The organism is Winkia sp. C0117E2 (genome assembly GCF_056590455.1).
The window spans coordinates 81,805-104,716 of the sequence record NZ_JBWPWD010000003.1 but is presented as its reverse complement, the minus strand read 5'-3'; the positions used below and the strand labels follow the sequence as shown (position 1 = coordinate 104,716).

General features: G+C 59.4%; 22 protein-coding genes and 1 riboswitch. Of the genes, 12 read left to right on the top strand and 10 right to left on the bottom strand.

What is annotated here, in order from left to right; all coding sequences use genetic code 11:
* Positions 1 to 34 precede the first annotated feature (34 nt).
* Both AC1EKG_RS04995 and AC1EKG_RS04990 read left to right on the top strand, forming a co-directional pair.
* Positions 35 to 814 carry a CAMP factor family pore-forming toxin gene (locus AC1EKG_RS04995; protein ID WP_004806728.1) on the top strand — a complete coding sequence of 260 codons (780 nt, stop codon included), beginning with the start codon at positions 35 to 37 and terminating at the stop codon, positions 812 to 814.
* Between the two features lie 798 nt (positions 815 to 1,612).
* Positions 1,613 to 2,389, top strand: a complete 777-nt coding sequence (locus AC1EKG_RS04990; RefSeq protein ID WP_040315231.1) for a CAMP factor family pore-forming toxin — start codon at positions 1,613 to 1,615, stop codon at positions 2,387 to 2,389.
* A gap of 169 nt (positions 2,390 to 2,558) precedes the next feature.
* Here the strand turns inward: AC1EKG_RS04990 and AC1EKG_RS04985 are convergent, their stop codons facing one another.
* The 3 genes from AC1EKG_RS04985 to AC1EKG_RS04975 all read right to left on the bottom strand — a co-directional run bounded on the left by AC1EKG_RS04985 (position 2,559) and on the right by AC1EKG_RS04975 (position 4,907).
* Positions 2,559 to 3,347, bottom strand: coding sequence for a CPBP family intramembrane glutamic endopeptidase (locus AC1EKG_RS04985; protein ID WP_285470726.1), 789 nt, complete (start codon positions 3,345 to 3,347; stop codon positions 2,559 to 2,561).
* 434 nt (positions 3,348 to 3,781) lie between these two features.
* Positions 3,782 to 4,366 (bottom strand): hypothetical protein, encoded by a 585-nt coding sequence (locus tag AC1EKG_RS04980; RefSeq protein ID WP_004806734.1) that lies wholly within the window; start codon positions 4,364 to 4,366, stop codon positions 3,782 to 3,784.
* Positions 4,344 to 4,907, bottom strand: coding sequence for a hypothetical protein (locus AC1EKG_RS04975; RefSeq protein ID WP_004806737.1), 564 nt, complete (start codon positions 4,905 to 4,907; stop codon positions 4,344 to 4,346). The genes AC1EKG_RS04980 and AC1EKG_RS04975 overlap by 23 nt, the downstream gene beginning before the upstream one ends.
* Positions 4,908 to 5,722: 815 nt before the next feature.
* Between AC1EKG_RS04975 and AC1EKG_RS04970 the strand changes: the two genes are divergently transcribed.
* Genes AC1EKG_RS04970 through AC1EKG_RS04950 form a run of 5 tightly spaced genes read left to right on the top strand, consistent with a single transcriptional unit; the run spans position 5,723 to position 10,573 of the window.
* Positions 5,723 to 7,231 (top strand): ABC transporter substrate-binding protein, encoded by a 1,509-nt coding sequence (locus tag AC1EKG_RS04970; RefSeq protein WP_004806739.1) that lies wholly within the window; start codon positions 5,723 to 5,725, stop codon positions 7,229 to 7,231.
* Positions 7,232 to 8,197: an ABC transporter permease gene (locus tag AC1EKG_RS04965; protein WP_004806741.1), complete on the top strand. Its 966-nt coding sequence runs from the start codon at positions 7,232 to 7,234 to the stop codon at positions 8,195 to 8,197.
* Entirely contained in the window at positions 8,194 to 8,997 is an 804-nt protein-coding gene (locus tag AC1EKG_RS04960; protein WP_004806743.1) for an ABC transporter permease, read from the top strand. Before AC1EKG_RS04965 ends, AC1EKG_RS04960 begins: the two co-directional genes overlap by 4 nt.
* Entirely contained in the window at positions 8,997 to 9,812 is an 816-nt protein-coding gene (locus AC1EKG_RS04955; protein ID WP_004806744.1) for an ABC transporter ATP-binding protein, read from the top strand. Before AC1EKG_RS04960 ends, AC1EKG_RS04955 begins: the two co-directional genes overlap by 1 nt.
* Complete coding sequence (locus tag AC1EKG_RS04950; protein ID WP_004806747.1) at positions 9,809 to 10,573, top strand: ABC transporter ATP-binding protein; 765 nt, start codon at positions 9,809 to 9,811, stop codon at positions 10,571 to 10,573. Before AC1EKG_RS04955 ends, AC1EKG_RS04950 begins: the two co-directional genes overlap by 4 nt.
* Before the next feature lie 83 nt (positions 10,574 to 10,656).
* On the opposite strand, the gene pabB is transcribed toward AC1EKG_RS04950, so the two are convergent.
* The gene (gene pabB / locus AC1EKG_RS04945; protein WP_004806749.1) at positions 10,657 to 12,489 is read right to left on the bottom strand and encodes an aminodeoxychorismate synthase component I; all 1,833 of its coding nucleotides are present in this window, start codon (positions 12,487 to 12,489) and stop codon (positions 10,657 to 10,659) included.
* 69 nt (positions 12,490 to 12,558) lie between these two features.
* Between pabB and AC1EKG_RS04940 the strand changes: the two genes are divergently transcribed.
* Positions 12,559 to 13,293 carry an aminotransferase class IV gene (locus AC1EKG_RS04940; RefSeq protein WP_004806750.1) on the top strand — a complete coding sequence of 245 codons (735 nt, stop codon included), beginning with the start codon at positions 12,559 to 12,561 and terminating at the stop codon, positions 13,291 to 13,293.
* 55 nt (positions 13,294 to 13,348) lie between these two features.
* Here the strand turns inward: AC1EKG_RS04940 and AC1EKG_RS04935 are convergent, their stop codons facing one another.
* From AC1EKG_RS04935 to AC1EKG_RS04920, 4 genes are all read right to left on the bottom strand, one after another.
* Positions 13,349 to 13,549, bottom strand: a complete 201-nt coding sequence (locus AC1EKG_RS04935) for a hypothetical protein (RefSeq protein WP_004806752.1) — start codon at positions 13,547 to 13,549, stop codon at positions 13,349 to 13,351.
* An 83-nt stretch (positions 13,550 to 13,632) separates the two neighbouring features.
* Positions 13,633 to 14,619 (bottom strand): ABC transporter ATP-binding protein, encoded by a 987-nt coding sequence (locus AC1EKG_RS04930; protein ID WP_278613887.1) that lies wholly within the window; start codon positions 14,617 to 14,619, stop codon positions 13,633 to 13,635.
* A gap of 6 nt (positions 14,620 to 14,625) precedes the next feature.
* Positions 14,626 to 16,278 carry an ABC transporter permease gene (locus AC1EKG_RS04925; protein WP_278613888.1) on the bottom strand — a complete coding sequence of 551 codons (1,653 nt, stop codon included), beginning with the start codon at positions 16,276 to 16,278 and terminating at the stop codon, positions 14,626 to 14,628.
* A gap of 25 nt (positions 16,279 to 16,303) precedes the next feature.
* Entirely contained in the window at positions 16,304 to 17,383 is a 1,080-nt protein-coding gene (locus AC1EKG_RS04920; protein ID WP_481067757.1) for a thiamine ABC transporter substrate-binding protein, read from the bottom strand.
* Between the two features lie 28 nt (positions 17,384 to 17,411).
* A riboswitch (TPP riboswitch) is annotated at positions 17,412 to 17,513 on the bottom strand.
* A gap of 126 nt (positions 17,514 to 17,639) precedes the next feature.
* Between AC1EKG_RS04920 and AC1EKG_RS04915 the strand changes: the two genes are divergently transcribed.
* Positions 17,640 to 18,242 carry a LytR C-terminal domain-containing protein gene (locus AC1EKG_RS04915; RefSeq protein ID WP_278614579.1) on the top strand — a complete coding sequence of 201 codons (603 nt, stop codon included), beginning with the start codon at positions 17,640 to 17,642 and terminating at the stop codon, positions 18,240 to 18,242.
* A 197-nt stretch (positions 18,243 to 18,439) separates the two neighbouring features.
* On the opposite strand, the gene AC1EKG_RS04910 is transcribed toward AC1EKG_RS04915, so the two are convergent.
* Positions 18,440 to 19,897 (bottom strand): uracil-xanthine permease family protein, encoded by a 1,458-nt coding sequence (locus tag AC1EKG_RS04910; protein WP_481067756.1) that lies wholly within the window; start codon positions 19,895 to 19,897, stop codon positions 18,440 to 18,442.
* A gap of 181 nt (positions 19,898 to 20,078) precedes the next feature.
* Between AC1EKG_RS04910 and AC1EKG_RS04905 the strand changes: the two genes are divergently transcribed.
* The 3 genes from AC1EKG_RS04905 to AC1EKG_RS04895 all read left to right on the top strand — a co-directional run bounded on the left by AC1EKG_RS04905 (position 20,079) and on the right by AC1EKG_RS04895 (position 21,892).
* Positions 20,079 to 20,951 carry a Sir2 family NAD-dependent protein deacetylase gene (locus AC1EKG_RS04905; protein ID WP_278614577.1) on the top strand — a complete coding sequence of 291 codons (873 nt, stop codon included), beginning with the start codon at positions 20,079 to 20,081 and terminating at the stop codon, positions 20,949 to 20,951.
* 225 nt (positions 20,952 to 21,176) lie between these two features.
* A complete protein-coding gene (locus tag AC1EKG_RS04900) occupies positions 21,177 to 21,662 on the top strand; it encodes a DUF2975 domain-containing protein (RefSeq protein WP_278614576.1) in 486 nt (161 codons plus the stop codon).
* A gap of 2 nt (positions 21,663 to 21,664) precedes the next feature.
* A complete protein-coding gene (locus AC1EKG_RS04895) occupies positions 21,665 to 21,892 on the top strand; it encodes a helix-turn-helix domain-containing protein (RefSeq protein ID WP_278614575.1) in 228 nt (75 codons plus the stop codon).
* 77 nt (positions 21,893 to 21,969) lie between these two features.
* Here AC1EKG_RS04895 and gluQRS read toward each other — a convergent pair whose 3' ends face one another.
* Complete coding sequence (gene gluQRS / locus AC1EKG_RS04890) at positions 21,970 to 22,902, bottom strand: tRNA glutamyl-Q(34) synthetase GluQRS (RefSeq protein WP_278614574.1); 933 nt, start codon at positions 22,900 to 22,902, stop codon at positions 21,970 to 21,972.
* Between the last annotated feature and the right edge of the window lie 10 nt (positions 22,903 to 22,912).

The following is a 22,912-nucleotide window of genomic DNA, read 5'->3' as shown; positions in this document are numbered from 1 at the left end:
CGTGCCTTCGTAACCGACTCAGAAAGTTCGACCGATGAAATCTCGAGTTCTCGTAGTACCCGCCCTCGCAGCAGCCCTACTTACCCCCGTTCTGCCCGCAGTTGCCTCCGCTGAAGCTGCTCCCGCACCGGCCGCTGTTGCCTCCGCTCCCGCAAAGACTAAGACCGAAGCTAAGAAGATGCTGACCAACGTCAACGGCCGCATCGACACCCTGAAGAAGCAGGAAGCCGTCCTGCCCACCGGTGATTACAAGGCCCAGGTAAAGGACCTTCTGAAGACCGCCTTCGACCTGAAGGACACCCTGATTGCCATCGCTAAGGGCGACATCAGCGCGTTCGACATGCAGACCATCGAGGCCCGCTACCAGCTGACCCTGACTATTGCGGACACGATCAAGACTGCTACCACCAAGCTGACCAACAAGGTGCAGGCCACCCACATTGAGCTCGGACTGGCCACCACCAAGGCTGTCCTGAAGTTGATCAACCTGACCAACTCCTCCGCCGATCTTGAAGCCGCTCAGAAGGAACTGAAGGGCGTGCTCGCCAAGGTTTCCCAGTACCCCGACCTGACTGCCAAGGACACCGCCACCATCTACGTGAAGGCGAAGCTTGACAAGGTCATCTGGAACACCCGTTTCGACCGCGACAAGCACATCCTGGGCAAGAAGTCCTTCGAGACCTACAACACCTTGAACTCCAACATCACCAAGGCTGTTGGCGTTTGGTTCAACGCTCACGCCACCGTTGCTGACGTTGACAAGGCTATTGCCGATCTGCAGGCTGCTTACAAGACCGCCGAGGCCGGCAAGTAAACCTGCACTAATTTAGCTAAGGCTTTCAGGCTTTAGAAACTCTGGGAAAGGTGGGACCCTTCGGGGTTCCACCTTTCCCACATTTAACAGGCAAATCAGGCAGCGGACTTGCCAGCGATTCAGTACGTGCCAGCTGGCAAGATTGGCGCAAATGGGAAGGCTGGTGAGCTTCGCCCTCGATGTGGGATCGGCGTGCGCGGGCCTTGGCATTATTTCCCGCCCCTTAGTGTTTTCCGCGAAACATGGTGTAGATCGCCAAGGTTCGACGAAACGCCGAGGTTCACGAAAGCACTGAGGGACTACAGTCCCCTGGCCGAAACGCCCAGGACATGCACCATTCACTCTCCAATTGTCACGAATTGGCGAATAGGTATTCCTTGCGGGCAAATATAATCAGAACCCGCCATTATATGGCTCCGTTTTCCGGCAGCCGAGCTACACTATTGCACCCCCATAAGGCCAGTAATGCCACTATTTGGAAGCGCCAACTCTGGTACGCTCCACCCCTAACTAGGATCGCATCATTTGACCCTAGGTGGAGTTTATGCTGATCAGCACGCACCAATTTTCTTCACATTCATCTCTTCAGGGAATTTTAACAATATTTTATGTTGCAAAAGTTTCGTGCATTACCTCGATCTAAGAATTAGAACTATCCAGGCTTTTGGCGGCAGAGTACTGGTAGTAGATGCGCGTCCAGCCTGGCCGCGTACCGTTCACCACCACCCGGTAGGTTTTCGGATGTTATCCAATGGTGCGCACACCGTGCCTCGTACCTCTACTCAGAAAGTCCGATCAATGAAAACTCGATTTCTTGTAGTTCCAGCCCTCGCAGCAGCCCTGCTGACCCCAGCTATGCCCGCGGTTGCTACCGCTGGAGTTGCTCCCGCACCGGCCGCAGTCGTCGCTGCTGCCCCGGCTAAGGCGCAAGCCCAGCAGATGCTGTCCGAGGTAAATGACCGCATTAACACCATGCAGAAGCGGCAGGCTGTTCTTCCCACCGGCGATTACAAGCCTCAAATCAGGGACCTGCTAACGACCGCGTTCGACCTGCGCGACACTCTGACCGCCATCATCACGGGCGACGTTTCTAAGTTCGACATGAACACTATCGGCGCTCGCCTCGAACTGACTCTAACTATCGCCGACACCATTGAGACTGCCACCACTAAACTGACCACCAAGGTTAAGCCGACCCACGTTGAGCTAGGTTTGGCCACCACTAAGGCTGTTCTAAAGCTGATCAACCTAACCAATTCCACTTCGGCCTTGCAGGCTGCTTCCCAGGAGTTGAAGGATGTTCTAGCCAGGGTTTCACAGTACCCCGACCTGTCCCCTTCGGACACCGCCACCATCTACGTGAAGGCGAAGCTTGACAAGGTCATCTGGAACACGCGCTTCGCTCGTGACAGGAATATCTTGGGCAAGAAGTCCTTCCGCACCTACCATACTTTGAACCGCAATATCACCAAGGCTGTTGGCGTCTGGTTTAATGCTCGCGCCACCGTTGCTGACGTTGACAAGGCTATTGCTGATCTGCAGGCGGCTTACAGGGTTGCCGAGGCCGGCAGGTAATCTACTTCTTAGGCATTAGTTTCTAAGGTCGAAAAGAGGGGGGACCCATCTGGGTTCCACCTCTTTTTTCTGTTCTAGCGCTGCTTTTCCGCCTGGGTAGGAACCTGAGGGCTGCCTTTCCACCTGGGTGGACACCGGCATAGGCGCGCTGCGCCCCACAGGTCCGGTCTTAGTGTTGCCGTGTAAAGGCACCCTTGTTAGGTTTTATTGCGAGGCCTACTACAAACCAGGCGATGCCCATGAAGATCCACGTTCTCGTGTTTGGGGCGCTGGCCGCAAAGAGGCTGACCAGGAAGTTGCCTAAGTAAAATCCGCCGTGCAGACCGATGGCGGGCCACAGGTTAGCCGTTTTGAGTCGCACCGCTCCGGCGGCGAAGCCGAACCCTAAGGGCATGGTTAGGTAGGCTAGCTGTTCGCCAACTTCTGCCCCACCGCCCTGGAAAACTAGGTGTAGGCCGGCAAATGTGGCGGTGACAATGAACAGCCCTAGGCAGGGACGGAATCGAAAAAAGTGCAGCAACCAGCCCCGGAAAACCAGTTCTTCGGGGATGGCATGCGCGAAGAACCCGCTGCTCAGCGCCGCCACCGCCCCTAGACACGCGGGCAGGTGCGCGGGGGCGCGATACCCGCCTAATCCGCCGGTAAACAACTGGGCAACTAGCGCGATTAGGGCCGCCAGTACAAGCATTGCCGTAAACCAGACGACACCTTTTGCGGTTGGTCTCAGCCTCAGCACGTCCAGGGTGGTTTTGTCCCAATAGTGCACTAACAGGGCGAGGGCGAGGGCAACCAGTACCACTATGAGGGCATGTACCCCCACAGCGGTCATTACTTGCCCGTATGGGCCCATCTGGGTGGTGCCGGAAAAGCGGGAGCGCAGTTCGGGGATCGCACCTACGATTGCCACCGGACCAACCATCGCTACTAGGAGGACGCTGACCGCTACGGTGGTTCGCAATGCAGCTTGTAGAACAAATATACAAGCAGATTTTTGGCGGATACAAGTGTTCTTCGGTAGGGCGATCGGGATAGGGGTGGGGGCGGCGCTGTTCTCCATATTTCTACTCAATCAGGTGGGAGGCGCTATTTATATAGGGAATGCCCCTGATTTCCCACTAGGGGATCCCTTGCCCGGTGAGCTGATCCCAGCTACAGGCGGCGTAGCCACCCCAGCTATACACCGCGCGAGCGCGCTTTTGCGTGTCAGCAAATGTTCGATATCCCAGTTCTGCGCCAAGACTGGACTCTAGTTTATTAGAACTTTTAATATAAAAGCAGTTTCTTGCGTAACCGCCTCAGCTGTATTAGTTGGCTTTTACCGCATAGTTTTGCCAGTTTCTTTTGATTTTGGCAAGCGCACAACCCCATGTTGTTCCGCTCGCGTTTCGGTTTCTATTCCGCGCTGCGGGACAGATTATCTGTACTAATCGAATCCGTAAGAACTAAAGTGAACGAATTCCTTGGAAAGCCGCCCTTGCCCTGTGCAGTTTCACCAAAAATCTTCTCGCTCAGATCAAAGTCGGCCGCAACAAAAGTTCTAGCCGGCTGCGATTCTTTACCATACTTAGGAACATTACCCCAATCCGGGTGGTACTCAGGGGTATCCCAGGTGTACCCGTACAGTTCGCTAGCTGACCCGGAAGGACGAACCCGAATAATGTCAGCCATACCCATCAACTCGCGAGCCTCACGGGTCTTGTTCGGGTGGTGGTAGACCTTCAGATTATTCTGTTCCCGCACGTCGGCATTTGCACCAATATTGGACTTCAGCACGATCGGTTCGGCGCCAGTACGCGGCGTAGTAGTAATAATCTGGTTCGCATCCAAGCCCTTAGCAGGAACCAATTGGCGCAGCTTCAGCCCAGAAAGCGAACGAACGACCGTACCCTCGCCGTGGTAGTCAACGCCACGGGTGGACAGTGCCAGCCCGCGCAACCAAACCCCATAATCGTCCTCAGGAGGTAAACCCGGTTTCAAAATCGGAACGGACCAACCAATGATCCCCTTGCAGAATCTTATCCTCCAGGAAATCCCCAAAATCGACAATATTCGACTTGAAGTCGCCGGTCTCGCCCTCGATACTCACAGAAGCGCGCCCCTGGATTGCTAGCTTCGCGCCAGACTTGCCCTCACGCAAATCCCGCAACTGGGCAGCAGTTACGTCCGGCTTAACCTTCACGGGAATAATCGCAGTGTAGGTTTGCCCGCTCTTTGCAACCGAGCCATCACCGAGCACGTTGCCGCTCTCGGGAATAGCGCCAATAGCCTCGGCTAGCTTAGGCATCTCAGCATCGAAATCCCCAGCCCATTCGTTGTAGTTGAAGTAGATGTCGAACAGCTTATTGCCGTCCTTATCCGTACCCGCATCCACAACCTTGGTCTTTACCGGGCCTGGGACCTTCACGTCGTCAATATTTACGTCGAAGATCTTCGGCACAGCTACTCGCACATACGGGCTGAAAACCTCCGGATGCTTGCCCTGGTGAACGTCAAAACGTATGTCAGCCTTAACATACATTTTCTGCCCCGGCTGAACAGCGCCTCCGTCATACTTGAGCGTGGTGGTAACCTGCGGCTTCTGGCCGTCCGGGGTGCCCCAACGCTGGGTCGGGGCCGGAATCAGGTCCCCTACCTTGTCGCCTTAAGGTGCTGCCAGCGCTGACAGCGAAGACGGTACCGTAAGCGCAAGCAAGGCCACAAAGCCCATTCCTCGCGCAAATTGTCTTGATAGTGCCAAAACAATCGCCACTTTCCTTCATTTAATATTCATGGCGCATTTTTAACACGGTGTCAGAAAATACCCTTCATTTAAATACTATTAAGTATATTTAATCAATCTTTAAGAAATAGGATTAAATAAACAGTTACTAGCTCTCATCCCTGCACTAAAATGCCACCCCAGGCGGGCAGTCGCCGGCGAATCCGCACAAAACGCCCTTACATGCGCCTTCGAGGCCAACTTTTTTGCGTTCGAACGCCACAATCGCCTCGGCCACACACCCCGAAACTAGCTCACACAAATTTGGCAACGGTTTCCATCGGTCCCACAATTTCACACTTTCTGCACTCGCTTAAATTGACGTTAATCTTATTTTTAAAGCCGAAACTATCCGTGGATCTAAAACACGGCCTACCGCCCAAAATGCCCACACACGAGTGGCAGGGGCCAAAAATCCCCAAACTACAAGTTTGGCGCCCTCGGCGGCACAAGTGGAATACGTTTCAACACTCGAAAGCCACCAGCACATGACTAGGTCGAAGGTCTAGCGTTTTCCCCAACGAACAAAGCGTTCGTACTACTAAAACTGCGAACACAAAGAAAAGGAGTTCCGCATGAAGCGATCACGTCTCATCCCCACAGCCGCAACACTAGCTATGGCCATGATGTGCATGTGCGCTTGCGCGGGACCCAACGCGGCAGAAGGAGCCAAAGGCAAAGACTCCAAGGCGGCCACCATCAACGTAGGCTCCCTATACGAGCCCACCAACCTGTCTAACACGGGCGGTGGCGGCCAAGGCGTAACCGAGGCCCTAACCGGAAACGTGTACGAAACCCTCTTCCGCCTAGAAGACAACGGCAAAGTAAAACCCTGGTTGGCCACAAAAGACGAGGCCTCCCCAGACGGTTTAACCCACACCCTGTCCCTGCGCAAAGGCGTCACCTTCTCCTCCGGCAAAGCCCTCTCCGCGAAAGACGTGGCAGCCTCCATCAAAACTGTTCTGTCAGAACAGTCCCAAGCTGCCAGCAAAAAAGAGCTCTCCGTAATCAAAGACGTCACCGCCCAGGGCGAGGATGCGGTAAAACTCACCCTGTCCGAACCGTCCGTATCTTTGCAATACAACCTGTCCGGGCTGTGGATCGTTCCCGAAGGGCTAGACACAAAGAAAAAGACCGAAGGAACCGGCCCCTACACGCTGGACAAATGGACCAAAGGCTCCACCCTGTCACTAAAAGCCCGCAAAGACTACTGGGGCGAAAAACCCGCCAACTCGGCGGCCGTATTCCACTACTACACTGACGCCACCGCCCTCACCAATGCGCTGAAAGCTGGAGACGTCGACGTGGTAACCAACGTACAATCGCCAGACGCACTACCGGAACTAGAAAAGGACGCCAAGTACAAGGTCGCCTCTGGTAACTCCACCACCAAGGAACTGCTGGCCTTCAACGACCGTGTGGCCCCCTTCGACGATGCCCGCGTGCGCCAGGCAATCTACTCGGCAATAGACCGCAAAAAACTGTTGCACTCCATTTGGAACGACAAGGGCCAAGTAATCGGATCCATGGTTCCACCCTCGGACCCGTGGTACGAAGATCTGAACTCGCTAAACCCCTACGACCCAGCCAGGTCGCAGAAACTACTGAAGGAAGCTGGTAAGGAAGGACTGTCCTTCACCCTGGACGCTCCCACCTACGACCCGCACCCGCTAGTAGCCGAATTCGTAAAATCCGAGCTGGCAAAGATAGGCGTAGAAGTAAAGATCAATTCGATAAGCGCCGACGAGTGGTACTCCAAGGTGTTCAAAGACCACAACTTCACCGCCACCTTGCAAGAGCACGTCAACACCCGCGACGTAGTCTGGTACGGCAACCCCGACTTCTACTGGGGCTACAACAACCCCCATGTCACTGACCTAGTAGCCAAGTCACAAAAGGCCGCGAACGTTAAGGAACAAACCGAACTGCTGCGCAAGGCAAACCGGATCATAGCCACCGACGCTGCTAGCGCCTGGCTGTACCTGTACCCGCAAGTAGTGGTATCGAAGGCAGGCGTTTCCGGCTACGGTGTGAACGGGCTGAACTCGCAGTTCTTCCTGGCGCCAATTTCTAAGAAAGCCTAAATGCTTTCCTACCTAATTCGCCGCAGCGCATTGCTAGTTGGCACAGGCGCAGCAGGACTAATCCTAATATTTGTTCTGCTGCGCCTACTGCCCGGCGATCCGGCCAACGCACTCCTGTCAGCTACCGCCACCCCCGCCCAAATCGCGGCAGCGAGGGCACAAGTCGGCTCCGATCAGCCCGTACTAACCCAATTCACCAACTGGGTAGGCGGGCTAGCCCACGGGGATCTAGGCACCTCGTTCACCTCGGGGAGGGACGTGGCCTCCGAAATTTCCTCCCGGCTCACCGTCACCCTGCCGCTCACCCTCATTGCCTTCACCTTCGCCCTGGCGGCCGCCATCCCCCTAGGCTACGCAGCCGCCCGGTGGCGGAAAGGCACAATCGGCGCAGCCATTTCAGCCTTCCTGCAAATCGGGATCGCAATCCCCGTGTTCTGGATCGCAATGATGGGCGCCCTAGTCTTCGGCGTACACCTCAAATGGGTCCCCGCCTCCGGCTTCCCACCCGAAGGATGGAACAGTCCCCTCCTCGCCTGGACCGCACTCATCCTCCCAGCAGCCACCATCGCGTTCGTTTCCTGCGCCTCCCTAACCCGCTACACCCGAGCGGCAACCCTAGACGTACTGCAGGCCGACTACCTGGCCCAGGCGCGCGCCCTCGGACAGAGCAAAACCCAGGCAATGCTCACCCACGGGATCAGAAACGCCTGCGTACCCGTAATATCCGTAGCCAGCATAGAACTGGCCACCACGTTCATAGGCGCCGTAGTAGTAGAACAAGTCTTCGCCCTTCCCGGGCTCGGCTCGATGCTCACGCTCGCCATCACCCAGCACGACTTCCCCTCAATCCAGGGAGTTCTAGTGGTATCTACCGCATTAGTACTGCTGATAGGCTTCGCAGCCGACGTGCTACAGCGACTCATAGACCCACGCCTGCGCAACTCCCTGAGCGGAGGATACCAATGAAGCGAACCAACCTGTGGGTAGGAATCACCCTACTGTCATTGATAGCGCTGGCCGCCGCCGTCTCGTTTTTCTGGCTGCCCTACCCCGTTTCCGATACCTCCGGAGGGCGCCTCGAAGGGCCCGGTACCCAGCACCTGCTAGGTACCGACCGGCTCGGGCACGACCTACTCACCCGCATGCTACTAGGAGCGCGTATAGCCCTGGGAGTGGGACTTGGCGCCTCAATAATAGCCGCCGCCATCGGGGTAAGCTTCGGCCTAGCCGCAGCCCTAGCCCACGGCTACCTAGACGACATCGCCTCAGTCACACTCGACGTTCTAATTGCCTTCCCCACCCTACTGCTAGCAATGCTCATGGTGGCCGTAGGCGGGGCCTCACTAGTGACCGTAACCTGCGCAATTGGTATTTCGGCCTCGGCAGTAATCGCAAGGCTAACCCGCATACTGGCCTCCCGCGTGCTGCGCGAACAATACGTCACCGCAGCCCGCACCGCCGGAGTGGGCACCCTCGGCATCATCGCCCGGCATGTGCTCCCCAACATCTGGCAATTCCTGGTAGTAAACGTGGCCCTACTATTCGGCTCCGCAGTACTTGCAGAGGCCGGCCTCTCATACCTCGGGCTCGGCACACCCCCACCAAACGCCTCCTGGGGGCGCCTCCTGCTAGATGCCCAAGCCACCTTCACCGTGCAACCGCTCGGCGCAATAATCCCGGGGGTGGCGATTCTCGCCCTCGTGATAGGCGCCAACCTACTATCTGACGGGCTCCGCGCCATAGACCCCACCTTAGAGGAGGCATAATGGCCCCCACCCTAAGCGCACAAAACCTTTCGGTCCGCATAGGAAAGAAAACCCTTTTGGACTCGCTCACGTTTACCGTTCAGGCAGGCGAACACCTAGGGCTAATCGGCCCCTCCGGATCCGGAAAATCTATGTTCGCCCGCACTGCCATGGGCCTGCTGCCCGCCCGCGCCAACGTGAGCGGCTCCCTCCAAGTAGCCGGCAAGCAAATAGTAGGCGCCACCGAAAAAGAAATGGGCGAGGTGCGCGGCGCCCTAGCCGCCATGATCTTCCAAGACCCACTCACCGCCCTCGACCCCCTTCAACGCATCGGCCGCCAACTATCCTGGCCAATCCGCCACCACCAAGGCGTAGAAAAAGGTAAAAAGCTGCGTGAAGCCGTCCGTGCCGCCCTCACCGAAGTACACCTGGCAGACGCAGATCGCATAGCCCACGCCTACCCGCACGAGCTCTCTGGAGGCCAACGCCAACGCGTCGCCATCGCCCTCGCCCTCGCGTGCCAACCCCAAATCCTGCTGGCGGACGAACCCACCACCGCCCTAGACGTAACAGTGCAACAGCAAATCCTCCAACTGCTAAAAGAAATTACCGCCGCCCGAAAAACCACCCTCATTTTCATATCGCACGACCTGCCCGTGGTCACCCAACTCGTGGGGCGCACGCTGGTGCTCAACCAAGGCCGGGTAACCGACGACGTACCCGTACCAGCACTGCTCGCCGGGGCCGGAGTAAGCCCGCGCGCCCGCGCAATCGTGCAGGCCGCAAGGAACCTGGAAGACGCCCTTGCCGCCGCACAGCAAGGAGACCGCCCATGAGCGAGACCATACTCCAATTCGACAGCGTCACCTACACCTACCCCAAATCAGAGCGCGGTATCGCAGGCTTTAACCTCTCCCTTGCCGAGGGCGAACGCATAGCACTAGTGGGCGAATCTGGCTCCGGCAAATCCACCGTCGCCCGTCTGGGGCTGGGCTTGTTGCGCCCAAAAGCCGGCCGCGTCAGCTTCGCAGGCACGAAAATACCCGGCCGCGGGCGCCGCGGACGCCGGAAGTTCCGCGGACAAGTTTCCGCAGTCTTCCAAGACCCGTATTCTTCCCTAGATCCGCGCATGCGCGTAGGCGAAACAGTAGCCGAGCCACTACGCGCACTACATCTGGCCAGCGGCCAGGCAGCCCGCGAGCGCGTTCGGGAGGCTTTGGCACTCGTGGACGTTGATCCGGACCGGGCCGACGAATATCCGCGCACCTTCTCGGGCGGCCAACGCCAGCGCATCGCCATTGCCCGCGCCCTGGTGAGCCAACCAAAAGTGCTGGTAGCGGACGAGCCGGTGAGCGCCCTCGACATGGCCACACGTGCCTCCGTAATGGAAATGGTCGAACAGATTACGCGCAGCCGCGGCACCGCCCTGCTGCTGGTGTCACACGACCTGGCTACCGTTGCCTCAACATGTGAACGCATTCTGGTGCTACAGGGCGGAAGACTTGTCGAGACCGGCACCACCCAACAGGTGCTAGGTGCGCCCAGCCAGGACTACACCCGCCAGCTGTTAGCTTCAATCCCCCGCCTGCCGGCCTAGGGGTGTAAGTGTACTGGCTGGCGCAAAGCTCAGGCCCCAAAAGCACACGCGCGACCTGATGCAGCGCAGGCGCGTCCCATCAGCTATATTTCACTCAGAATGGGCCGGGCCTTGGTTAGAATTTCTTCCCATTCTTCTTGCGGATCCGACAGCCGCGTGATGGCACCCCCGCAACCGTAGCTGGCCTTTCCGCCCTCGATGAGGGCCGTGCGGATCGTGATGGACAGGTCCATTGCCCCGCTGAGCGAAATGTAGCCAATTGCCCCCGAATAAATCCCGCGAAGGTGGCCTTCTTCTAGCCGCTCCAGGATCCGCATAGAACGCTCCTTGGGCGCCCCGGTCATGGAACCTCCCGGGAAAGCCGCCCGAATACAATCCAGGGCAGACACGTCGCCTCTCTTGCGGGCCCTAATTGTCGACACCATCTGGTGCACGTAGCTGAAACTCTCAATGCCGCAGACCACCGGCACTTCGACACTGCCCGGCACCGCCACCCGGCCCAGGTCGTTTCGCAGCAGGTCGCAGATCATCAGGTTCTCGGCCCTATCTTTGACGGAAGTGGCCAAGTCATCGCGCAGGGCTTCGTCCTCGGCCGGGGTGTGCCCGCGCGGGCGCGTCCCTTTGATAGGTTTTGCTTCCAGAACGCCACTCGAGCTAAGGGAGAGGAAGCGTTCCGGCGAGGTCGAAAGCACCGCGCGCCCGCCGAAGCGCAAGAAGCTGGCAAAAGGCGCTGGATACTTTGAACGCAAATGCAAGTAGTAACGGTACGGGTCACCGAGGGCGGGGAAACTAATTGAGTTGGTAAGGCACAGCTCGTATGCATTCCCTTTGGCAATTTCCTCTTGCGCCTGGGCGATCTTGGCCAGGTACTGTTCGCGACTAAAACGGAACGTGCGCGGCGTATCCGGCAGGGCCAACGCGCTGACCGGGCTGGCGGCAGTATTCACTTGCCACGGCTCATACCCCAGCGCCCACACCTCACCATTCGGGCTGATCGCAAGGCATTTGTCTACGCTTATGAAGTGGGCTTTCCCCTCGTAGGTTAGGTAGCCCACCATTCCGAGGGCGAAAGCGCACGGCACACCGGTCGTATCCGCCTCGGGCAGAGGCGCCCGTTCTAGGGAAGGCACGGGCGTACCCGAGCACAAATAGTGCCAGCCGGAACCGTCAGAAGAATCGAGCCAGGCCGCGTGGCTTTGACCAAGGAAGTTGGCGGCAAACAATGCTTCGGGCAGCAAATCGGTGTCAATCTTTTCGTACCACACCTTCACCGGCGCCGACGAGGGCGGGCCAGGTGTAGCGGGCGGGTGCGGCGAGTCCGACGTGGCGGGCGATCCGGGGTAAGAGGCAGGCCCGGCTGGCGCATGGCCGGTTTGCGCTTCGCCCTGTAGGCCGGCCCCAACTTGTTGCGCAGACGCGCTAAGGAAGTTTCGCATGAGCTCTACCCCACCGGTAGAACCTACCGATTCGGGGTGATATTGCACGCCCCACAGTGGCAAAGACTTGTGTGCCACGCCCAGCAACGTACCGTCCTCGTCCCATTCCGTGGCGGTCAGGCAAGCCGGCAGGTCCGTTATTTCCAAAGAGTGATAGCGCATCCGCCCACCGGTTACCTCGCCGTGGCGCGGGTAGCGGGCGGTGCCCAGTTTCGCTCCGTAGGCCTCACACAGGCCCTGAAAGCCCAAACAAATTCCCAATGTGGGGGCGGGAGGATCCAAGAAAATGCCCGGAAACCAAGGGTATTCTGCAGGTCGCCCCGGCCCCGCGGAAACAATAATGCGGTCGGCGGCCGCCAGGTGGGTATCGGTTACGTCCTCGGCAATAACCACCTGCGGCATCTGCCCGCAGGCAGCAAAAACAAGGTGTGCCAGGTTGTACGTAAAAGAATCATGATTATCAATCAACAAGACGCCCACGGGCAAAGATTATAAAATCAGTCTGCTCAAGTAAGTAACCAGGATTCTTCCGGGAAAGGGTGCAGCCCAATGGAAGCTGACGTCGCCATTACCCAGGCGCTCAAGGGAGACGGGCACTTCACCACGATGCTCATCGAGGGCGGCAAAGTGCGCGGGCCCCAGCTGCACGCTAAGAGGTTGCAGCGCGACCACCGCACTCTCTTTGGCACCGACCTGGATTTGGCGTCCGTCGCAGCCGAACTGGAAAAACTAGCCGCGCAGACCGGTAGCTTCGTTGCCCGCGTGAGCATGTTCGAAACCGAGCACCTGATCACCACCCGCAGTGCGCCCTCGACTGGGCCGATCAGCTGCGAGCTGTTTCCGCTGCAGCGCAACCTGTCCCACGTGAAACACTTCGGGTTGGCCCCGCAGTGGCATGCCCGTCGTGCAGTCGCAGCCGACGATGCCATCTGTTGCACGGGGCTCGATAAAGACGACCTGGTATTGGAAGGCACCATGTTCAACGTCGGCTTCATTCGGGCCGACGGGCGTTTGGTGTGGCCGGAAGGGCCCGTGCTGGCAGGCACAACCTGGAAACAGCTCGAGGGCGTGTGGGCCTGCGAGAGCCGGCCTGTACGCGTGGGCGAGATCGGCAATTTTGTGGGGGCGATTGCCACTAACGCAACTAGCGGGGTTCGCCCCATCACCACAATTGGTCCGCGCCTACGCTGCAGTCTGGAAGGCTTGGCTTGGGCTAATAAGATTGCGAAAGCCTATCAAGCAATTCCCACCGAGGACGTAACCCAACTAAGTCAGGCCGTTTAGCCAATCCGGGGCGCTCCCGGCAAGGGCGCACGGCACGTTTCGGCGGTACTGAAACTTATTGCCGCCCTTGGGATTTCTTCGAAGCTTGCCTAGCCACAAAGGGGATCCCTACGAGGCAGATGATCCATGCGACGACGATGCCAGCGCGCAGCCCAGTTTCAGTAGGAAAAAGATAGGACACTATATAAAACACCCCGACCGTAGAAATTAGCGCAAACAATCCGTAGCCGAGTGTTTTTGCCGCTTTCACTTGCATGCAACACTCCCTGTAATCGTTCCAACCCAAAGGGTCGGCTTCGCAGTATGTCTTGGACCTGGCCTGAACCAGCTTGGCAGATACTACTCTATGGCCGCTAGGCGGGTCTGGTCGACCCGGATGCCAACTTGTTCGCCCTCGCTAATAGCCTCCGCCTCGTGAGTCAAAGGCGCGCTCGCCCCGGCCAACTGGCCATCCGGGAGGATCACCTGCACGTTCACGCTGCCGCGGCGCACGTGTACAGAATCGACGGGCAGGTGCACGCCCTCGCCCTCAAAGCACACCCTTAGCGCCCCCGGAGCCAACCCGATGAGTGCCGCCCCCCGCGGCACCCGGGCTCCCAACTTGGCCGCCAACTCGGGGCTGACAAACGGCCCGTAGCCCAAAAATTCTGCGACCGATCGCGTTCCCGGCTGCGTCCACACCTGTGCCGGCGTACCAAACGCCGCCAGCCTGCCCGTAATCAGCACCCCGATCTTGTCGGCAACTGTAAACGCCTCATCCTGGTCGTGGGTGACATAGATGCCCGCCGTGCCCTCCGCGGTCAAAATCTGCCGCAGCTGCACCGCCAAGCCTTCGCGCAATTTGCGATCGAGGGCCGACAGCGGCTCGTCCAGACCCAGCAGCTTAGGGCGGGGGGCAAGAGAACGGGCAAGCGCCACCCGCTGGGCTTCCCCACCCGAGAGCTCACTGACCTGACGCGAAGCGTAGTCTTTCAGGCCAACCAGGTCCAACAATTCGCGTACCCGCTCCTGTTTTTGCGCCCCAGAGCCCTTCAAACCGTAAGCAATATTGCCGGCCACGTCCCTATGCGCAAACAGCTGCCCATCTTGGAACATCAGCCCAAAACCGCGCTGATAGGTGGGCACCCCGGACAGATCGCGCCCATTCCAGAGCACCTGCCCCCCGGCCACCGGCTCCAACCCCAGCACTGCGCGCAGCAGCGAGGATTTGCCCGAACCGGACGGTCCCAGCAGAGCCACAATTTCGCCCTCGGCAACGTCCATGGACACCGAATCTACGGCCACGGTGCTCCCGTACTTTACGGTCAGATCTTTTACTTCCAGCATCTTTCCTCACATCATCGGAGTCGCATCGTTCGGGCGGAGCCGCTCAACAACAACCATCAGGGTAGCCGTGACCACCGCTAACAGCACCGAGGCGGCCATGGCCATGCCCTGCTCGGTGGCTCCCGGCCGGGACGCCAACGAGTAGATGGTTACGGGCAGCGTTGCCGTCTGCGGGCGAGCCAGGAACGAGGTCGCCCCAAATTCGCCCATAGAAATGGCCAGCGCAAACCCAGCTGCAACCACTCCCGTACGCCACAGGTAAGGGCCGTCGATGGTGGCCAACACGCGTTCTGGGGAAGCCCCCAAGGAAGCGGCGGCCTCACGCTGGCGGGGGTCAATCGCCCTCATTGTGGGCAGGACCGTGCGCGCCACCATGGGGATTGCCACGATCGACTGAGCGATAGGCACCAGCCACCACGACGTAGCCATATCCAGAGGCGGGCCGGACATGGTCACAAGGAAGCCGAAACCAACAGTCACCGCGGACACCCCAAGCGGCAACATGAACAGAATGTCCAACGCCTTCAGTGCACCCTTCGCCACCTTCTTTCGCGGCCTGCGCGACAAGATTACCGACAGGGACACTCCCACCGCGAGCGCGAGCAGCGCCGCCACCACCGCCGTGGCGAAAGAGGTGCCCAGTGACGAGAGCACGGAAGTTTGGATGGCGGCAGAAGCATCCGCATCGGCAAGGTCGGCATAGTTTTGCAGGGTCCATGTTCCCCCGCGTCGCAGCGACCTAGCCACCAACCCCACCATGGGTGCGGCCAGCAGAAACACGACGGTCAAAGCAGTTACTACCAGTGCGGGGATGTCCCCGGTCCGAGGGCGACGTGCCGCCGTGCGGGTTATCTTTTGGTTGCGCTCTACTCGCCCTCGCAAGATTTCAGAAACGGCAAGTGCGGCAACCACGATCACCAGTTGCAAGATCGACAGGATGGCCGCCGCCTGATAGTCCATGTAAGCCACTGTTTCGTTGTAGATTTCGGCTTCCAGAGTGGTTGCTCCCGGCCCACCCAGCACTTGCACTAGGGCGTAGGCGGAGGCGCAGAACAGGAACACCATCGAGGCGGCTGACGCGATTGCGGGAACTAGCCGTGGCAACACCACGGTGAAAAATACGCGCGCTGGCGAAGCTCCCAAAGAGGCGGCAGCTTCTTCCGCGCGCGGATCCAGTCCCGCCCACATTGGCCCCACTATGCGCACAACCAGCGAGTAGTTGAAAAACACCATTGCGGCCACCACCAGGGTTTTTGTGCCCATTAGGTGCCAGGATTCAAGCGGTCCCCCCGGCCCGAACAGGGCGCCAAACCCCACGGCCACTGCCATCACGGGCAGCACGAACGGGATAGACACGAAGGCCCGCAAACCCATCCGCCCCGGAATCTTCAACTTGTACAGCACGTACGCGCCCGGCAAGCCAAGCAGCACCGAGCCCACGGTTCCGCCCGCAGCCATGCCCACGGTCATAGCCACCACGTCCCACACGCGCCGGCGCCCAAGCGCCTCGGTGAAACCTGAGCCGCCGCCCTCGCCAAAAAGCCCCATCGAGACCATGGTCAGCACGGGCCACAGGAAAAACACCGCCATAAAAGCGAGCGGGGCGGCCACGCCCAAGGCCAGAGCCAAGTAGCGTGCCGCCCACCGCAATTTCGTCAAGGGAAAACCCTTCGTCTAATCCTGTTTACATTCCCATTGCGTCGGCCCAAGTCTTCAGCCACGCAGTACGATTGTCCGCCACCTTCTTCGGGTCAATGCTGAGCGCGTCCTTCACTTCGGCGCCGTGCTTAGCCAAGTCCTCGGGCAGCTGCGCCTGCGAGTTCACCGGGTACATGTAGTTGACCTTCGAAACCAATTCCTGCGCATCCTTCGACAGCAGGTAGTCCATCAGTACCTTCGCACCCTGGGAGTTCCTTGCCCCCTTCAGAGCTGACATGTACTCGACGGCCGCGTAGCAGGTCGAATCCAGATTCTTCATGTTGAAGACATCCTTGCCGGCCTCGTCTTTACCAGTCGGGTACGCGGGGGAAGAAGCATAACCGGCCATCACCGGCTTGGTGCCGCCGTCAGAGGTAGAGAACTTGGCGAATGCGTCAGTCCAGCCGCCGGTTACTTCCACGCCGTTGTCCTTCAGTTTCTTCCAGTAGTCGGCAAAAGCGTTTTCGCCCTGGTCAGCAATGGTAGCCGTCAGCAGCCCCATGCCCGGAGTGGACTTGCGCGGATCCTCGACCACCACCAGGTTCTTGTATTCCGGCTTAGTCAGGTCTTCAAACGAGGTCGGTGCCTGCTTGCCCTTGTCCTTAAACCACTTTTCGTCATAGTTCAGGCAGTACTGCGACCGATCGAAGGGCACCAACGCCTCCTGGCCCTTCACCTGGTACTTGTCTGCGCCCTCGGGCAGCTTCACATCCGCCTTTTCGAACACGTCCTTAGCCGCTGCCGTAAGTGCCACGTTGTTATCCATGCCGAGGGCGACATCCGCCACCGGGGCGCCCTTGGACATGACCAGTTTGTTGGTGAGCTCGGCACCATCGCCGCCGTCAACTACCTTCAACTTGTAGCCAGTCTTCTTTTCGAATGCCGGCTGAATGTCCTTAGTGGGGAAAGAATCGTATGCAATCAGAGTGACCGTCTTGTCAGCCTTCTGGTCTGCGGCCGACTTGTCAGAAGAGGCCTTGTCGGTGCCGCCATTGCCAGCGCCACAGCCGGAAATCACGATCGTTGACAGCGCCAGCACTGCCACCGCAGAAAACTTTTTACTCATAAAATCCTCCGTTCGGAGGGGACCACATACGTGGCAGAGCTCGACCACCTACGCCAGCATTACCCGGATCAGGTTCGAGGGTCTGCGGACCATCCGCACTCTCAGCCAAACAGCTCCCCTGTCGGGGACAATCATAGCCCACCTAGAGGGCACCTTGCCCAGGCGAGGCCCCCGCCCTCTACCGCCCCGCCGCCGGAAACGGACTAGTGCACACCGGGAATGCCTAAATGGGCGATCATCAACTAAACTCGGGAAGGTGAGCACTTCCGAAGGACTAACCGGGCGCCAACTGTACAGGCGCAAACGGCAACAACGCGAAACCGTCGTCTTCACCATTAGCGCTGCCCTAATGGTTATAGCGCTATTAGTGGGCATGCTGATGGCGTTAGGCATCATTCCCCTGCCCTTCGGTAACACGTTCTCGGAAAAGAAACCCGTAGCCCGCATCAGCCAGGTGCCCTGCGTGCCCGAAGGGTCTAAGCCGACCAATCCGAAGGACTCCACGGTGGTCGTACTAAATGGTACGGATAAGGCCGGTCTAGCAACCGAGGTGGCCGGCAATTTGAAGGGACGCGGCTACAAGATTGGTGAAACCGGCAACGCCCCCACCGGCGAGTTCACCGGCGCTGCCCGTATTCGCACGGGCACCAGCGGTGTCGCGGCGGCATACACGTTGGCCGTGGCCGTACCCGGCTCCTCGGTAGTGTTGGACGGGACGGCCTCCTCCGGCCTAGAGCTGACGCTAGGCAACGAATTTGCCAAGCTCGAGGACGCAAAGCACGTTGAGCAGATCCTGAAAAAGGAAGGCCTCAAGTCGCCGCGCACCTGCCTACCTATTGGCCAAAAATCAGTCGAGTAGCGGCACATTTGCTCCGGCGCCCCGCGCAAGCTCTGGAACTAACTTCTGCGGGCTTGCCTACCAACCTGGCGCGGCTATAGGCCATGCCGGTGCTGCTTAAACTTTTGCCGCCAGCATCCGCCTTCCCAGAGGCTGCCGGATGCTGGCGGCACTTTATTTTGGTGTTAGGCCCCGCCCTCTGCTGGCAGGGCCGCCACCTACTTCACTACAGGAGGCTCGACGCCACGGTCGGCTTCGATTTCCTCGGCCTCATGCTCTAGCTTTTCGGCCTCGGCGTGAAGCTGTGCCGCTCGGTACCGCTTAGCGTAAGAGGGCGAATCCAGTTCCACGCCTGCGGGTGCGGAGGCGGGCGAAGCCTGCTCCAGGTTGGTCCCGCGCACCTTCGAGATCCACCGCATGATGTGGTAGATCAGGATCGCGGCGGCAGAACCGAGCGCGATGCCTTCGAACACCATGTCGCCCCAATGCCAGGTGTAGTTGGCGATGGCCACAACCATGGACACGGCTGCGGTGTTCAGGTTGACGGGATCGGCAAAATCAACCTTGTTCTGTACCCAAATGCGCACGCCCAGCATGCCGATCATGCCGTATAGGACGGTAGAGGCGCCCCCCAGCACTCCCGGCGGGATGGTCGCAATGATTTCGCCGAACTTAGGCAGCAAGGACAGGGCGAGGGCGACGATGGCGGCAATAATGTAGGCTGCGGTCGAGTAGACGCGGGTGGCAGCCATAACGCCAATGTTCTCCGCGTAAGTGGTGGTACCGGAGCCGCCGCCAGAGCCGGCAAGCATGGTCGAGAACCCGTCGGCCATTAGCGCCCGCCCGGTCACATCGTCGAGCTGCTGGCCGGTCATTGCGGACACGGACTTGACGTGGCCGACGTTCTCGGCGATCAGCACTAGTACTACGGGCACGAACAGGCCCAGCAGGGACGGGTCGAAAGCCGGCGCGTGGAAGGTAGGCAGGCCGATCCAGGCTGCCGAATCGATCGCTTCGAAGTTCACTTCGTGGCGGATCACCGCGCACGCGTAGCCGATCAGCACACCGAACAGGATGGACAGGCGGCCAATGATGCCTTTGAACAGGACGGTGATCGCCAGGATGGAGACGATGGTGACCAGCGCGGTCACGGGCGCCTGTTTGACGTTGTTCCAGGCGGCAGGGGCCAGGTTGAAGCCGATCAAGGCCACAATCGCGCCGGTGACGATCGGGGGCATCACACGGTCAACCCAGTGTGCCCCAGCAAAGTGCACGATCACACCCACCACGAACAGGGCCAGACCCGCACTAATTACGCCCCCTTGAGCCAGGGCCATCTTGGAGGCGTCGATGGGGGCGCCGCCGCCAGAAACGTATCCGGTCACTGCCCCAATGGGGGCAATCAGCGCAAATGAAGAACCCAGGTAGGACGGGAGCCGCCCAGAAGTAATAAGGATGAACAAGATTGTGCCCATGCCCGTAAAGAACAGGGTTGTCGAGGGCGGGAATCCGGTCAGTAGCGGAACCAGGAAAGTAGCGCCGAACATTGCCACCACGTGCTGGGCGCCGATGCCAGCAGTGCGGGGCCAGGAGAGGCGCTCCTGCGGCATAACCACTTCGCCGGGAGCAATAGATTTACCGTCGCCGTGAAGGCGCCAGTGACCAAGAATAGGCATTTGGGGATCTCCGATCAATAAGGTGCCAGTTGATGCACCGACCGGGATACCAGCCTAACTGTTTTCCCTGCCCAGATGGAAGCCATTTTGCCCTCACGTGCGCCGTCTAACATCCCTGCATCAGCGCCTATGCGCGCGGGTTTTCGCCCTCGAATTGGTGCGGTGGCGATATGGTGAAGGCATGGCGCAAAGGGATTTTGAAGCACAGTTGGACGAACTCGCATCGCTCATGAAGGGCAAGAAAACGGTGGTGATCGCGGGAGCCGGCCTGTCTACGGATGCGGGCATTCCGGACTATCGGGGCACCGGCTCGGGGGATCGCCCGTCAGTAGAATTCGACGATTTCGTTGCCGATCCGGTGTGGCAGCGCTGGGTGTGGATGCGCAACCAGCAGACATGGCGCACTATGGAAACCCTCTCTCCCACCCCCGGCCATCAGGCGTTGGCGCAACTAGAAAAGGCGGGCCTGGTGAGCGCAGTCGCCACCCAGAACGTCGACGGGTTAGACGCGCGGGCCGGGATCCAAAACCTTTATGAGCTGCACGGCTCCTTCAATCGCGTCCGCTGTCTGAAGTGCGGTCAATACTTTTCCCGCGATGTAGTGGACAAGGAATTGCGCCGCCTAAACCCGGATCTGAAACCGGATTTGGACCCGAAGCACGTGGCCATTCTTGCCGAAGCCGACCGCGCCGCCGCCGAGGCCGACGCCAAAGATTTCGTGCTGGCCCCCTGCACCATTTGCGGTGGGCTGCTAAAGCCGGACGTCATTTTCTTCGGCGAACAGTTGCCCATGGATGCCATGGAAAATTCTTTCGCCGCAGCGGCCGCAGCGGACGTGGTGCTGACGGTGGGCTCGTCGCTAATGGTGATGACCGGCATGATGGTGCTGCGCGAGGGCGCCATGCGCGGAGCAAAAGTAGCGATCATCAACCGGGGCCGCTGCCAGGGCGATCCCTTCGCGGATGTGCGAATCGAGGGCGGCGCTTCCGAGGCGCTCACCGGCCTAGCTGAACGGCTGGTCGGCCAGCACGAAAAACCGGCTGCAGCCCGGTAGCTGCTGACGTGTCTCCGGGCGCCGGGTCCTGCCGCGGTTCCACCCTTTCGCCCCCGCAGGCCCGGCCCTGCCGAGCTGTCCTCGTATCCGGACAAGCCCGCCCTAGCTAACTGCCCTTTCTGGCCCTGACCCCTTGCATAGGCTTATCGCTATTCGATATATTATTATCGATAAACGATAACTACTAGCGGTGGCTGCTGCACGCAACCGCCAGGGAGGTAAACCATGAGTTCACGCATCAGACCACACACGCTCCTAGCTCGCATCCTCTTGGCAGTGCTTGCAGGCGCCATAGTCCTATCCTGGCCGGCTTTGTGGTTAGAGAGTATGGCCAGCGCGCAATCCTGGCCCGAAATGGCTCACCTGCAATACCCGGTGCTCGTGGGGGCAATTATCGCCACCCTGCCAGGCTTAGCCATCCTGGGACTCGCCTACAAGATGCTACTGCTGGTGGAACAAAAGAAAGTATTTTCGCCGCGCGCCCTGCAGCTGATCAGTTACGCCCGCCACATTTGCCTGGCCGCCACCGTTTACTACCTTGCTGCCTCCATACTGTTCAACGCGATCAGCCCCCTGAACCACATCTCGCTGCTGGCTTTAGAAATTCTTGCCCTCGCGCTAGCAGCGGCCGGGTGGGTGTTTTTCCTAGTTACGGGCACAATTTTCCAGGCCGCCACCGAGGCCTGGGTCGAAAACGAATTGACGGTGTAGCCATGGCCATCAAAATAACTTTGGATCAGATTCTGCTCGAACGGCACATGTCCCTAACGGAGCTGTCCAAAAAGGTTGGCCTCACTATGGCCAACCTGTCCAACCTGAAAACCGGGAAGGCGCGAGCCATCCGCTTCACCACCCTCAATTCCCTGTGTGAAGCACTAAACTGCCAGGTCGCGGACATTCTTGCCTACACTGACGTCGAGTCCGACACGGCCGCAAAATAGCTAAGCAAACACCGGGCGGCTGCCAACGCCGGCTAGGTAGCTATTTAGCACCCCGGTTGCCGCTGCGGTTTCGCACCCTATTGCCGAGGGCGGAAAGTCCATTCGCGCTCGCTAATACCAGCTAGCGGATGCTTGCCCGGGCGGGCTGCCATTTCTTCCAGCAGTCCGAAGGCTGAATCCACACCTTCGAACCCCAAGGAAGCTGCGATCATAGAGATAACATCCCCAACTGACATGCCCCCTTCGCGCAGCTGCCGCAAGGTGACTGCCCCGTCCCGTTTGGCCAGCCGCACCCCGGACGGGCCCAGCACCAGGGGCACGTGTACATATTCGACCACCTTCGGCAAACCGAGCAGGTGCGCCAGGTAGGCCTGAGCGGGCGCGGCCCCAAGTAGGTCGGCCCCGCGCACTACCTGATCTACGCCCTCATCGCCGTCGTCTACTACGCACACCAGGTTATAAGCCAACTGCCCATCGCCGCGTCGCAACACCAGGTGGTCGACTCGCCCCGTCACGTCTCCGGCGTACAGGTCGTGCACCCGCCAAATTTGCCCCCCGCGCAGTCGCAGCGCAGGGGCGCGCCCCGCCGCAGCCAAACGCTTCCGCGCGGCCTGCCGTTCGTCCTCGGCAAGGCGCAAACAGGTGCCCGGGTAGAACCCTGGCGGCACGTGGGGAGCTGAGGCTGCCTCCCGAATTTCGCGGCGCGAACAGTAGCACTCGAACACGTGCCCACCTGCAAGCAACTGTTCTAACGCCCGCTGGTGGCGGGGGGCCGCCTCACTTTGCCAGTACAGCTCGTCCCAATCCAGGCCCAGGGCGGCCAAATCTTGGAGCTGGCGTTCTCCGGCGGCGCGCGAAGAACGTTCCGCGTCAATATCCTCCACCCGCATCACAAAGCGCCGTCCGCTGCCGCGAGCGCCCACCCACGCCAGCAGTGCCGTGCGCAAGTTGCCCACATGTAGATCCCCCGAGGGCGAGGGCGCGTACCTGCCTGCAGATTTTTTCTTCACGCCTCGACTA